At 73.1% G+C, this 12,822-nt stretch carries 15 protein-coding genes and 1 riboswitch; of the genes, 11 read left to right on the plus strand and 4 right to left on the minus strand.

The genetic code is table 11. The features are described 5' to 3' along the window. The first annotated feature begins 21 nt into the window (after positions 1–21). Complete coding sequence (gene galT / locus DEI99_RS15085; protein WP_111041298.1) at positions 22–1,119, plus strand: galactose-1-phosphate uridylyltransferase; 1,098 nt, start codon at positions 22–24, stop codon at positions 1,117–1,119. Then, positions 1,116–2,255: a galactokinase gene (gene galK, locus DEI99_RS15090; RefSeq protein WP_111041299.1), complete on the plus strand. Its 1,140-nt coding sequence runs from the start codon at positions 1,116–1,118 to the stop codon at positions 2,253–2,255. Before galT ends, galK begins: the two co-directional genes overlap by 4 nt. A 257-nt stretch (positions 2,256–2,512) precedes the next feature. Here the strand turns inward: galK and DEI99_RS15095 are convergent, their stop codons facing one another. From DEI99_RS15095 to glyA, 3 genes are all read right to left on the minus strand, one after another. Continuing rightward, positions 2,513–2,965 carry a hypothetical protein gene (locus DEI99_RS15095; RefSeq protein ID WP_111041301.1) on the minus strand — a complete coding sequence of 151 codons (453 nt, stop codon included), beginning with the start codon at positions 2,963–2,965 and terminating at the stop codon, positions 2,513–2,515. Between the two features lie 220 nt (positions 2,966–3,185). Then, positions 3,186–4,097: a tetrahydrofolate dehydrogenase/cyclohydrolase catalytic domain-containing protein gene (locus DEI99_RS15100; protein WP_111041307.1), complete on the minus strand. Its 912-nt coding sequence runs from the start codon at positions 4,095–4,097 to the stop codon at positions 3,186–3,188. A 23-nt stretch (positions 4,098–4,120) separates the two neighbouring features. Beyond that, complete coding sequence (glyA, locus tag DEI99_RS15105; protein ID WP_111041309.1) at positions 4,121–5,428, minus strand: serine hydroxymethyltransferase; 1,308 nt, start codon at positions 5,426–5,428, stop codon at positions 4,121–4,123. A 78-nt stretch (positions 5,429–5,506) separates the two neighbouring features. After that, positions 5,507–5,591: riboswitch (ZMP/ZTP riboswitch) on the minus strand. Positions 5,592–5,628: 37 nt separating this feature from the next. On the opposite strand from glyA, the gene clpS reads away from it, so the two are divergent. The 9 genes from clpS to nagA all read left to right on the plus strand — a co-directional run bounded on the left by clpS (position 5,629) and on the right by nagA (position 12,432). After that, a complete protein-coding gene (gene clpS / locus DEI99_RS15110) occupies positions 5,629–5,916 on the plus strand; it encodes an ATP-dependent Clp protease adapter ClpS (RefSeq protein WP_111041302.1) in 288 nt (95 codons plus the stop codon). Further along, entirely contained in the window at positions 5,913–6,389 is a 477-nt protein-coding gene (locus tag DEI99_RS15115) for a DUF2017 family protein (protein WP_111041303.1), read from the plus strand. Before clpS ends, DEI99_RS15115 begins: the two co-directional genes overlap by 4 nt. Continuing rightward, positions 6,386–7,324 carry a GNAT family N-acetyltransferase gene (locus DEI99_RS15120; protein ID WP_146247087.1) on the plus strand — a complete coding sequence of 313 codons (939 nt, stop codon included), beginning with the start codon at positions 6,386–6,388 and terminating at the stop codon, positions 7,322–7,324. The genes DEI99_RS15115 and DEI99_RS15120 overlap by 4 nt, the downstream gene beginning before the upstream one ends. 59 nt (positions 7,325–7,383) lie before the next feature. Beyond that, positions 7,384–7,848, plus strand: a complete 465-nt coding sequence (locus DEI99_RS15125; RefSeq protein ID WP_220037127.1) for a MarR family winged helix-turn-helix transcriptional regulator — start codon at positions 7,384–7,386, stop codon at positions 7,846–7,848. 115 nt (positions 7,849–7,963) lie between these two features. Next, positions 7,964–9,334 carry an MFS transporter gene (locus DEI99_RS15130; protein ID WP_220037128.1) on the plus strand — a complete coding sequence of 457 codons (1,371 nt, stop codon included), beginning with the start codon at positions 7,964–7,966 and terminating at the stop codon, positions 9,332–9,334. Positions 9,335–9,521: 187 nt separating this feature from the next. After that, positions 9,522–9,734, plus strand: coding sequence for a hypothetical protein (locus DEI99_RS15135; protein WP_111041306.1), 213 nt, complete (start codon positions 9,522–9,524; stop codon positions 9,732–9,734). Between the two features lie 258 nt (positions 9,735–9,992). Continuing rightward, a complete protein-coding gene (gene purU / locus DEI99_RS15140; RefSeq protein WP_071254042.1) occupies positions 9,993–10,853 on the plus strand; it encodes a formyltetrahydrofolate deformylase in 861 nt (286 codons plus the stop codon). Positions 10,854–10,861: 8 nt separating this feature from the next. Further along, complete coding sequence (locus DEI99_RS15145; RefSeq protein WP_111043192.1) at positions 10,862–11,269, plus strand: YrdB family protein; 408 nt, start codon at positions 10,862–10,864, stop codon at positions 11,267–11,269. Then, complete coding sequence (nagA, locus tag DEI99_RS15150; RefSeq protein WP_284180883.1) at positions 11,266–12,432, plus strand: N-acetylglucosamine-6-phosphate deacetylase; 1,167 nt, start codon at positions 11,266–11,268, stop codon at positions 12,430–12,432. The genes DEI99_RS15145 and nagA overlap by 4 nt, the downstream gene beginning before the upstream one ends. Positions 12,433–12,436: 4 nt before the next feature. Here the strand turns inward: nagA and DEI99_RS15155 are convergent, their stop codons facing one another. Next, complete coding sequence (locus tag DEI99_RS15155; protein ID WP_111040938.1) at positions 12,437–12,814, minus strand: GntR family transcriptional regulator; 378 nt, start codon at positions 12,812–12,814, stop codon at positions 12,437–12,439. Positions 12,815–12,822 lie beyond the last annotated feature (8 nt).

The following is a 12,822-nucleotide window of genomic DNA, read 5'->3' on the forward strand; positions in this document are numbered from 1 at the left end:
GATGGGTACTAGGGTGGTCGGGTGATCACCAAGCGCGCGACGAAGCTCGCGGACGGCCGCGACCTCTTCTACTTCGACGACGCGGACTCCACGCTGCCCGCCGAGCGAGCGATCGACGGCCGCGCACTCGACGCGCGACCGGAGACCGCCCGGATGCGGCAGGACGTCCTGACGGGCGAGTGGGTCTCCATCGCGGCGAGCCGGCAGAACCGCGCGTTCCTGCCCCCCGCCGACCAGGACCCGCTCGCGCCGCAGACACCGTCGAACCCCTCCGAGATCCCGAGCACCTACGACGTCGCGGTCTTCGAGAACCGGTCGCCGTCCTTCGGCCCACTGCTCGAGGCGGACGACGCCCCGGAGTCGCTGGCGTCCCTGGCCGAGGTCGGTCTGAACCGGCAGCTCCGCAGCGTCGGGCGGTGCGAGGTGGTGTGCTTCTCCCCCGCGACCGAGGGCTCGTTCGCGTCGATCACCGAGTCGCGCGCCCGCACCGTGGTCGAGGCCTGGGCGGACCGCACCGCCGCGCTCTCCGCGATGCCCGGCATCCAGCAGGTCTTCCCGTTCGAGAACCGGGGCGAGGCGATCGGCGTCACGCTGCACCACCCGCACGGGCAGATCTACTCGTACCCGTACGTCACGCCGCGCACGCAGCGGCTCCTCGACTCCATCGACCGCTTCGGTCCGGACCTGTTCGCGCAGCACCTGGCGAACGAGCAGGCCTCCGAGCGGGTCGTGCTCCGGGGTGAGCACTTCACGGCGTTCGTGCCGTTCGCCGCGCGCTGGCCGATCGAGGTCCACATGCTGCCGCACCGCCACGTCCCCGACTTCGCCGGACTGACCGACGCCGAGAAGGACGAGCTCGCGCACATGCACCTGCGCCTGACCCGCGGCATGGACGAGCTCTACGAGGACCCGACGCCGTACATCGCCGCGTGGCACCAGGCCCCCGTGCACGTCGGCCGGGACACCGTGCGGCTCATGCTGCAGATCACCTCGCCGCGTCGGGCGGCGACCAAGCTCAAGTACCTGGCCGGCAGCGAAGCCGCCATGGGCGCCTGGATCGGGGACCTCGTGCCCGAGCAGGCCGCCGAGTTCATCCGAGGAGGGATCGAGCGCGCATGACGTTCCAGCAGGTCTACGGGTACGAGCCGTCCGTGCGGTACTCCGCTCCGGGTCGGGTCAACCTGATCGGCGAGCACACCGACTACAACGACGGGTACGTCCTGCCGTTCGCGATCGACCGCCGCACCACCGCGTCGATCGCCCGCCGCGACGACCGGGTCATCCGGGTCGCCTCCGCCTTCGACGCAGCGGGCGGCGCGGTGTCGCTCGGACTCGACGATCTGTCGCCGGACGCGATGGACGGGTGGTCGTCGTACGTGTTCGGCATCGCCTGGGCGCTCCGCGAGCACGCCGGTGTCGACCTCGCCGACCGCACCGGCTTCGACGTCTTCATCGACTCGGACGTCCCGGTCGGCGCGGGGCTGTCGTCGAGCGCCGCGATCGAGTGCGGCGTCGCCCTGGCCTTCAACGACCTGTGGGAGCTCGGCCTCGACCGCAAGACCCTGGCCCGCGTCGGCCAGTACTCCGAGAACCACGCCGTCGGCGCACCGACCGGCATCATGGACCAGTCCGCGTCGCTGCTCGGCGAGCAGGACGCCGTCGTGTTCCTCGACTGCCGCACGCTCGACACCGCTGTCGTCGACCTGGCGCTCGAGTCGAACGGCCTCGAGGTCCTGGTCATCGACACCCGCGTCGAGCACGCCCACGCGACCGGCGGCTATAAGGCCCGCCGCGACTCGTGCGAGCGCGGCGCGCAGGTCCTCGGTGTCGAGGCGCTGCGCGACGTGGGCGTCGACGACCTGCCGCGTGCACAGGAGCTCCTGGACGACGAGACCTTCCGCCGCGTGCGCCACATCGTCACCGAGGACCAGCGCGTCCTCGACACCGTCCGGACGCTCCGCGAGCAGGGCCCGCGGGCGATCGGGCCGCTGCTCGTCGCCTCGCACGAGTCGATGCGCGACGACTTCGAGATCTCCGTGCCGGAGCTCGACCTGGCGGTCGCGACCGCTGTCGCGCACGGCGCCGTCGGCGCCCGCATGACCGGTGGCGGCTTCGGCGGAGCGGCGATCGCGTTGGTCGACCGGGAGGCCCGTGGTGCGATCACCGCGGCCGTCACCGCCGCCTTCGCCGACGCCGGGTACCGCGAGCCGAACGTCTTCACGGTGCACGCCGCGCAGGGCGCCCGCCGCGACTGACCAGGGGACGAGCGGTCAGCGGGCCGTGCGTCCCGTCGTGACCGGGGCGCCGACCAACGGGGACCCGTGTGGGCGCAGGGCCCGGTCCGTCACGACGTGACCCTGCCGCACCGTGTCGACGAGCACCCGTGTCGACGAGCACCCGTGTCCACGAGCACCCGTGTCGACGAGCACCCGTGTCGACGAGCAGACCGACGACGACGCGGCCCGCACGGTCGAGAACGCCGCGAGGGCTCCTCCGGTGTCGACCGGTGCGCTCAGGGGGCGTACCCGGCACGCTCGACCGACGACGAGACGTCGCCGATCGTGAACGGGTGCAGGTTGCCGTGCGCGACCGCCCAGTACACCCACTCGTACTGCACGATGAACAGCACCCACACCAGCACGGTGACGCCGACGACCCCGGCCAGACCGAGGGCGAGCACGCGGTCCTGGTCCCAGCGCGCGGCACCACGGCGAGCGACCCCGACGACGAAGCCGGCGACGGCGAAGCCGATCGTGAGCACGACCCAGCCGATCCACGGCCGGGCCTGGAACTCGACGGACCCGAGGGAGACGTCCGCCGTGCTCCCGGGCAGCAGCGGGCCGGCCGACCAGTTCTGCCCGAGCACCTGCAGGAAGAGGCAGAGCAGGGTGATCCAGACGAGCTTCCGGGTGTCCTTCGTGAACAGCGTCTCGCGACCCTGTGGCTCGGCGGCGGTCGTCGTCATGCTCGAACCGTAGCGCGGCGCGGCCCGCAGCAGAACCGCCCGTCCGAGGGGCGGTCGCTGACCCGGCCGCCCCCGCGACCGAGCCGGCGGGACGGGGGCGGGGCGGGCCTCCCGGCCGCACTTCGTGAGCAGGAACGGTCGAGTCATGCGCCGGGACCCGACCATTCCTGCTCACGAAGCGGGGCGAACACCCGCTCCCGCGCCCGCGCCCGCACCGCGCCTACTGCAGGCGGCGCTCCGCGGCCTCGACCACGTTCTTCATGAGCATCGCGCGGGTCATCGGCCCGACGCCGCCGGGGGTCGGCGACAGGAAGCCCGCCACCGATGCGACCGCGGGGTCGACGTCACCGTGCAGCTTCGCCTTGCCGGTCTCCTCGTTCACCACGCGGGTGATGCCGACGTCGATCACGGCCGCTCCGGGCTGCACCCAGTCCGGCTCGACGAGCCCGGCGACCCCGGCGGCGGCGACGATGATGTCGGCCCGGCGGCACTCCGCGGCGACGTCGGCGGTCAACGAGTGCGTCAGGGTGGCGGTCGCCTCGAGGCGGGTGAGCAGCAGCCCGAGCGGACGGCCGACCGTCAGCCCCTGGCCGATGATCGTGACGTGGGCACCCCGGATCGGGATGTCGTACGCCTCGAGCATCGCGACGATGCCCCGCGGCGTGCAGGGCAGGGGTGCGTCGATCGTGCCGGCACCACCGGGCACGGCGAGCACGAGCTCACCGAGGTTCGTCGGGTGCAGGCCGTCGGCGTCCTTCGCCGGGTCCATCAGCTCGAGCATCGGGATCGGGTCGATGCCCTGCGGCAGCGGGAGCTGCACGATGAACGCGGTGACCCGCGGGTCGTCGTTCATCTGCAGGATCGCTGCCCGGATGTCCGCCGCACTCGCGGTCTCGGGCAGGTCGATGCGGACCGAGTCGAGCCCGATCTGCGCCGAGTCCTTGTGCTTGCCGGCGACGTACGACACCGAGCCGGGGTTCGAGCCGACCATGATCGTGCCGAGGCCGGGGCGGACGCCGTGCTCGTGCAGCCGGTCGATGCGGACGCGGAGCTCGTCGAGCGTGCGGGCGGCGAGGGCGGTGCCGTCGATGCGGACGGCACTGCCCTCACCAGCCCAGCGCGCACGCGGCATCGGCGCGAGCGAGGACGTGGCGCTCACGCGTACAGCGGGAAGGCGTCGGTCAGGGCCGTGACCCGGGCCGAGAGCGCGTCGATGTCGGGGTTCGGCATGAGCGTCAGCGCGATAATGTCCGCCACCTCGGCGAACTCGGCGTCGCCGAAACCGCGGGTGGCCAGCGCCGAGGTGCCGATGCGGACACCCGAGGTGACCATCGGCGGGCGCGGGTCGAACGGCACGGAGTTGCGGTTCACGGTGATGCCGACCTCGTGCAGCAGGTCCTCGGCCTGCTTGCCGTCGACCTCGGACTCGCGCAGGTCGACGAGCACCAGGTGCACGTCGGTACCACCGGTGAGCACGTCGATGCCGGCGGCCTTCGCGTCGTCCTGCGTGAGCCGGTCGGCCAGCGCCTTCGCACCACGGAGCGTGCGCTCCTGGCGGTCCTTGAACTCCGGCTGGCCGGCGAGCAGGAACGCGGTGGCCTTCGCGGCGATCACGTGCATGAGCGGGCCACCCTGCTGGCCCGGGAACACCGCGGAGTTCAGCTTCTTGAAGAGCGACTCCTCGTTGGACAGGATGATGCCCGAGCGCGGACCGGCGAGGGTCTTGTGCACCGTCGACGACACGACGTGGGCGTACGGCAGCGGCGACGGGTGCAGGCCCGCGGCGACGAGCCCGGCGAAGTGCGCCATGTCGACCCAGAGCGTCGCGCCGACCTCGTCCGCGATCTCGCGGAACTTCGCGAAGTCGAGCTGACGGGGGTACGCCGACCAACCGGCGATGAGGACCTTCGGCTGGTGCTCGATCGCCTTCGCGCGGATGTCGTCGTAGTCGACCTCGAAGGTCTCCGGGTCGACGCCGTACGCCACGGCGTTGTAGATCCGGCCGGAGAAGTTGAGCTTCATGCCGTGGGTCAGGTGCCCGCCGTGGGCGAGCTCGAGGCCGAGGATGGTGTCGCCGGCCGAGGCGATGGCGTGCAGGACCGCGGCGTTCGCGCTGGCGCCGGAGTGCGGCTGGACGTTCGCGTACGCGGCACCGAACAGGGCCTTCGCCCGGTCGATGGCGAGCTGCTCGGCGACGTCGACGAACTCGCAGCCGCCGTAGTAGCGCTTGCCCGGGTAGCCCTCGGCGTACTTGTTGGTGAGCACGGAGCCCTGCGACTCGAGGACGGCGCGCGGCACGAAGTTCTCGGACGCGATCATCTCGAGGGTGTCGCGCTGGCGGCCGAGCTCCTGCTGCAGGACGGCGGCGATCTCGGGGTCGACCTCGCTGAGCGGGGCGTTGAACGCGGCGCGGGCGGCGGCCTGGTCGACGCCGCCGGCTGCGCCCTCTGCCGACTCGGACACGAACGGGGGCAGATCGGTGATGGACACGGGACTCCTACGGTGTGCGGACGACCAGCTGGTCGCACTCGGACGGTCGGTCGGTGCAGCCCAGGCGTACGGCCGCGCACCGTGTCTTTGTCGCTCCCTGATGGTGACCCATCCAACGCCAGTCGCGACGTGACGATCGTACCGAGCGGCCCGCGCTGTGTCACCCTGGTGGCATGACGCTGCTCTCGCCGGACGTGGACGAACGGACGAGCGTCCGTGCCGACACCCCGTGGGTCACCGTGGTCTGGGACGACCCGGTGAACCTCATGTCCTACGTGACGTACGTCTTCCAGCAGCACTTCGGGTTCTCGCGCGAGCAGGCCGAGCGGCTCATGCACCAGGTGAACGACGACGGTCGGGCGATCGTGGCGTCCGGCCCGCGCGAGTCGATGGAGGCCCACGTGCAGTCCATGCACGGCTACGGCCTGCAGGCGACCGTCGACAAGGCCCCCGAAGCGTGATCCCGTTCGTCCGCCGAGCCGACGGCCTGCACCTCGGCCTGTCCTCCGGCGAGCGGGACCTGCTCGCGTCCCTGACCGAGCAGCTCCGGCAGGTGCTCGACGGCGACCTGTCGGCGGACCCGGTCGCCGAGCGGATGTTCCCGGACGCCTACCCGGACGACGACGCGGCGAGCGCGGAGTTCCGGCAGTACACCCGCTCGGACCTGTTGACCCTGAAGACGACGAACGCCTCGATCGTGCACGACTGGCTGACGGGCACCCGCGACGGCGCCCTCGCCGGCGAGGACGAGCAGGCGTGGCTCCGCACCCTGACGGACCTGCGGCTGACGATCGCGACCCGGCTCGGCATCGAGGACGCCGACGACGAGGAACGCTCGGTCGAGGCCGATGCGGGCGTCGGCCTGCGCGACGTCTACGACTGGCTCGGGTACGTGCAGGAGCACCTGGTCACGACGATGACCGCCCCGCGGTGACGGTCGCCTTCCGCGCGACCACCGAGGACGACCGGGAGGCCCTGCTCGCGTTCTCGACGCGGGAACCGGTCGCGTGGACCGGTGCGGACCGGTACCGCGCGGAGGCCGTCACACGCAACCACCGCCCGGAGTGGTCGTGGTTGGCGGTCCGCGACGGGCGCCCGGTGGCACGGGCCATCTGGTGGGGCGGCGCGGACGCGGCGGCACCGTCGACGCTCGACGACCTGCTGGTCGCGCCCGACGTGGCGGACGACGAGCGCGTCGCGATCGCCGCCGGGTTGATCGCGGCCGGCGGGTCCGCGTTCGGGGTGCTGCCGGAGTGGATCGTCGACGTCGCGGTGGACTGGCACGACGACCCCGAGGCCGTCGCGGCGCTGTCGTGGCGGACGGCGGCCGCCCGGTCGGCGGGACTCGGCCGGTCGACGGAACGGGTGAGCGTCGCGTGGACGCCGGACCGCGGCGTCCCGGCGTCGTCCTCGCTGCGCTTCCGGGCCGGCGAGGACGACGAGTTCGGCGACCTGTTCGCCCGTGTCGCCGTCGGGAGCCTCGACGCCCACACCCGGGCGTCCGTCGAGGAGCTCGGTGCGAGGGGCGCCGCTGCCGACGACCTCGCCTTCTACCGTTCCCTGCCCGGGTCGCGGGACGACTGGCGGGTCGCACTCGACGCCGAGGGGGTCGTGGTCGGGTTCGTGCTGGCGACGCGCACGGCGTACGACGCGGCGATCAGCTTCATCGGCGTGCTGCCCCAGCACCGGGGCCGCGGGGTCGTCGACGGCCTGCTCGCCGAGGGGCTGCGGGTCCACGCCGAGGCCGGGGAGCCGCGGGTGGTCGGCACGACGGACGCGGCGAACACCCCGATGCGCCGGGCGTTCGAGCGTGCCGGCTTCGTGGTGACGAAGCGCCGGATCGTGTTCGAACGCTCACCCTGGTCGTGACCGGAGAGGGGTCGAAAGGCGGGCTTGCAAGTTGCCCTGTCGAGGCGTAGCGTCCGAGCGTGACCGACACTCCCGTGCCCGACACCCCCGTGCCCGATGCGACCGTGCTCGACGCGACCGAACTGGCCGACGCCGTCCTCACGATGCACGGCCGGCTCCGACGGTCGCTGCTCGCCTCGAAGGCCGACGAGGTCACCGCGTCGCAGACCGCCGCACTCGGCCGCCTGCTGCGGCACGGTCCAGCCACCGTCGCCGACCTGGCACGCGCCGAGGGCGTCCGGCCGCAGTCGATGGGTGCGACCATCCAGGCCCTGGTCGACCTCGGCCTGGCCGAGCGAGAGCCCGACCCGACGGACGGTCGGCGGTCGATCGTCAGTGCGACGGCCGCCGGTCGGGACGCCCGCCAGGCCGCCTGGGCAGCGCGGAACCGCGAACTCGCCGAGCGGCTCGCGACCCTGCCCGAGGCGGACCGCCAGGTCGTCGCGCGGGCGATGGACGTGCTCGGGCCGGTCGTCGACCCCTGACCCGCGTACCCCTCGTCCCGTCCCGCAACCCGGAAGAAGCGTCCTCACGTCCACCACCACCACGACCCCCGACACGTCCAGGGGCAGCGGCTTCGGCCCGAAGCTCCTCGTCCCGGTGCTCGTCGGGCCCCTGCTCAACCCGATCAACACCACGATGGTGTCGGTCGCCCTCACCCCGATCTCCCGCGACCTCGGGATCGGTGCGGCGCAGGCGATCTGGCTCGTCGCCGCCCTGTACCTGGCGAGTGCGATCGCGCAGCCGACGATGGGCAAGCTCGCCGACCGGTTCGGCCCGAAGAAGGTGTTCCTGACCGGGCTCGTCATCGTCGGGATCGCCGGGGTCGTGCCCGAGGTCCTGACCGGGTTCGGCGGCGCGGTGACCGCCCGGGTGCTCATCGGCATCGGGACGTCGTCGGCGTACCCGGCGGCGCTCACCACGCTCCGCCAGCACTCCGCCCGGATCGGGAAGCCGACGCCCCCGCTCGTCCTCGGCGCGCTGTCCATCACGTCGCTCGTGTCCGCAGCGGCCGGGCCGCCGCTCGGCGGGGCGCTCATCGCGGCCTTCGGCTGGCACGCGATCTTCCTGGTGAACGTGCCGCTCGCGGTCTTCGGCATCGTCGTCGCGACGCTCTGGCTGCCGTCCGACCGGCTGCGCCCGCGCGAGGCCGACGAACTGCCGGTCCTGCAGGCGCTCGACCCGCTCGGCATGGTGCTCATGACCGGGACCGTCTCGGCACTGCTCGTCTTCCTGCTCGACCTGTCCGCCGGGCTGTGGTGGCTGCTCGCGGTGGCCGTCGTGCTGCTCGTCGCCCTGGTGGCGTGGGAGCTGCGGGCCGTGCGACCGTTCGTCGACGTGCGACTGCTCGCCCGGAACGGCGCGTTGTCCCGCACGTACGGCCGCCTGTTCCTGACGTACCTGCTCGCCTACACGATGACCTACGGGTTCTCGCAGTGGGTGCAGGACGTCGCGGGCTACCCGAGCGACGTCGCCGGGTACATCCAGCTGCCGGCCGCGATCGTCGCCGGCGTGGCCTCGTTCGTGGTCGCACGCAAGACCGCGATCCGCGGGCCGCTCGTCGTCGCCGCGCTGGTGCCGATCGTCGGCGGGGTGCTCCTGCTCTTCCTGCACACCGGGTCGCCCGTCGTCCTGCTCGCCCTGACCCCGGCGCTGTTCGGGGTGCCGCAGGCCCTGGCGTCGGTCTCGAACCAGGCGGCCCTGTACCGGCTCGTCCCCGCCGCGTACATCGGCACCGCCGCCGGGCTGTCCCGCACCGCGGTGTACATCGGCGCGATCGCGGCGTCCTCGCTCATCGGCGGTGTGTTCGGCCAGGCCCCGACCACGCCGGACCTGCACGTGCTGGCGTGGGTGATCCTCGGCGTCGCGGTGCTCCTGACCGTGCTGACCCTGGCCGACCGTCGCCTGCGGGCCGCGGACGCCGGGCGCGCCACCGCCGCCGCGCCTGGGTCTGGGTCTGACGCCGAGTGAGCAGAAGACGACGGGTCGTACCCCCGCACCCGACGTCTTCTGCTCACTCGACACCCACCAGGAGCCCCCCCCCCGGCGCGGAGACCGCGGTTTCGTGAGCAGGAAGTGTCGGATCGTGACCGGCGCACTCGACCGTTCCTGCTCACGATCCGGTCGGACGCCGCTGTTCCCCGGTAGCGTCGCCGGCATGGCGAACGGCGGCGGGTTCAGCAGCGACACCAGGGCGGGCGCGATCTGGAACGTGGTGATCTGCGGCATCCTGTGCGTCGGGATCCCGATCGCGGCGATCGTCAACGCCGACCGGGGCTCCGCGTACGTCGGCATCGGCATCGCGGCGACGGTCCTGGCCCTCTGCATGGAGGTCTACTTCGTCCGCCGCCTGCTCGCGCACCGACGCTGACGGCCGGCGCCCGGCCGCGCGCCGCGCCGCGCCCCGCCCCGCCCCGCCCCGCCCCGCCCCGCCCCGGCGACTTCGTGAGCAGAAAGTGTCGGGACGCGACCCCGCACTCGACCATTCCTGCTCACCATCCGACCCGGCGGAGCCACGCCGAGCCGCACGGAGCCGCGCCGAGCCGCGCCGAGCCCAGCGGCGCCCCCGCGAGGCCCCGCCGCCGACACCCGCCCGCGCCCACGACCGTGCGGCCGGTACCCTGATCCGGTGACCGACGCGACCCCCACGCACTGGACCCTGACGCTCGTCTGCGACGACCAGCCCGGGATCGTGCACGCCGTCTCCGGAGCGGTCGTCGCCGCCGAGGGCAACATCACCGAGTCGCAGCAGTTCTCCAGCGCCGACACGAACACGTTCTTCATGCGGCTGCAGGTCATGGCGCCGGTGGACCGCGCGACGTTCGAGGCGGCACTCGCCCCCGTCGCCGCCCGGTACGACGCCCGCGTCCAGCTCGACGTCGTCGGCCGGCCGACCCGCACGCTGGTGCTCGTGTCCAAGGCCGGGCACTGCATGAACGACCTGCTCTACCGGCAGCGCCGCGGGCAGCTGCCCATCGAGATCCCCCTCGTCCTGTCGAACCACGCGGACCTGTCCGAGCTCGCCGCGTTCTACTCGGTGCCCTTCGAACACCGCCCGGTCACGGACGCGGCGAGCAAGCAGGAGATGGAACGCCGCGTGCTGCAGGCGGTGGAGGAGCACGACATCGAGCTCGTCGTCCTCGCCCGCTACATGCAGATCCTGTCGCCGGAGCTGTGCGCCGCGCTCGAGGGCCGCGCCGTGAACATCCACCACTCGTTCCTGCCCGGGTTCAAGGGCGCGAACCCGTACCGGCAGGCGCACGCCCGCGGCGTGAAGCTCATCGGTGCGACCGCGCACTACGTGACGAGCGACCTCGACGAGGGACCGATCATCGAGCAGAACGTCGTCCGCGTCGACCACACGAAGGACCCGAACGAGCTGGTCTCCATCGGCCAGGACGAGGAATCCCGGACGCTCACCCAGGCGGTGCGCTGGATCGCAGAGGACCGCGTCCTGCTCGACGGCGCCCGCACCATCATCTTCAAGTAGGCAGCACCATGACCAACGCCCCGCAGTCCCCCGTCGACTGGGACGGTGTCCCGGCACCGACACCGGCAGCCGGCTCCCGACGACGCCTGGACGGCTGGCAGGTCCTGCGGGTCGTCGTGTGCGTGTTCGGCCTGCTGTCCCTGGCGTACTGGGGCTACCTCGCGTGGCCGTTCCCGTTCCCGGGTGTCCTGTTCATGATCGGCGCACCGCTGTTCGCCGCCGTGGTCTGGTACTTCTTCCGCTCGCCGCGCTCCCCGATCGAGACCGACATCGTCGGCAAGACCATCGTCGAGGTCGCCCTGGTCGTCGCCGCAGGCGGCGCCTGGCTCGCGATCGGGCGACCGGTGGTCGGCCTGGTCTTCGTCGTGGTCGCCGCCCTGAGCGGTGTCGTCGCGTTCCGCAGGGAGACCGCATGAGTGCCACGGGCCTCCAGACCGGCCGGGAGGCCCAGCGCACCCTGGTGCGCGCAGCCCGCGTCGTCGACGCGGCCGGCACCACGACGGACGGCTGGGTCCTCGTCGTCGGTGACGCGGTGCACGCGGTCGGCGCCGGCCCCGACGCCCCCGCGGCGGACCGGGTCGTCGACCTGGGCGACGCGGTCCTGACGCCCGGCTTCGTCGACCTGCACGGTCACGGCGGGGCGACCCAGGCGTACGAGGACGACACCGTCGACGCGGCGCTCGCGATGCACCGGTCGCACGGCACGACCCGCTCGGTCCTGTCGCTCGTCGCGAACCCCGTCGACGCCCTCGTCGCGTCGCTCGAACGGATCCGGGCCGTGCGGACGGCCGACCCGCTCGTGCTCGGCGTGCACCTGGAGGGGCCGTTCCTGTCCCCGCACAACAAGGGCGCGCACAACGAGTCGTTCCTGGTCGACCCGACACCGGCGGCCGTCGAGGCGCTGCTCGAGGCCGGCGACGGCGTGCTCCGCCAGGTCACCGTCGCCCCGGAGCTGCCGGGCGCGCTCGACGCCGTCCGCCGCTTCGTCGACGCGGGCGTCGTCGTGGCGGTCGGCCACACCGTCGGTACCCTCGACCACGCACGCGCGGCCTTCGACGCCGGTGCGACCGTGCTCACCCACGCGTTCAACGCCGTGCCGGGCATCCACCACCGGGCCCCCGGCCCGATCGGCGCCGCGATCGCCGACGAACGGGTGACCCTCGAGCTCATCCTGGACGGCGTGCACGTGCACCCGGTCGTCGCGGACACGCTGTTCCGTGCCGCACCCGACCGGGTCGCGCTGATCACCGACGCGATGGGCGCCGCCGGCGCGGCCGACGGGTCCTACCGGCTCGGGTCGCTCGACGTGACGGTCACGGACGGTGTCGCCCTGGTGGCGGGGACCGAGACGATCGCCGGCTCGACGCTCACGCAGGACGTGGCGCTCCGCAACGCCGTCGCGCTCGCCGGGCGGACGCTGCCCGAGGCCGTCGCCGCCCTGACGAGCGTGCCGGCCGCGGCGCTGGGGCTCGGCGACCGGCTGGGCCGGCTCGCGCCGGGGTACGCCGCGGACCTCGTGGCGCTGTCACCGGCGCTCGAGGTGCAGCGGGTATGGGCGGGCGGGCGCGAGCTGGGCTGAGCGCTCAGTCGCCCGGCGGCCGCTGCGCGGCCGCGACGAGCGCGGCGGCGACCAGCCGCTCGGCGTGCTCGTCGGGCACCCCGAGCCGTCGCACCGTCTCGACGTAGGACCGCGCGGCGGCGACCGCGGCACGTTCGGTGTCGTCGTCGTGCAGGCGCACGACCGTGCCGTTCCGCCCGCGGGTCTCGACCAGGCCGTCGGACTCGAGCTCGCGGTACGCCCGGGCGACGGTGTTCGGGGCGAGGCCGAGGTCGGCGGCGAGCTTGCGGACGGTGGGCAGCCGCTGGCCGGGGCGCAGGGCTCCGCCGTGGATCTGCTGCACGAGCTGCTGCCGGAGCTGCTCGAACGGCGGGAGCCGCGATGCGGCGTCGATCTGGATCATCGGGGCGC

It is taken from the genome of Curtobacterium sp. MCLR17_036, from assembly GCF_003234445.2.
In the GTDB taxonomy this organism is placed as follows: Bacteria; Actinomycetota; Actinomycetes; order Actinomycetales; family Microbacteriaceae; genus Curtobacterium.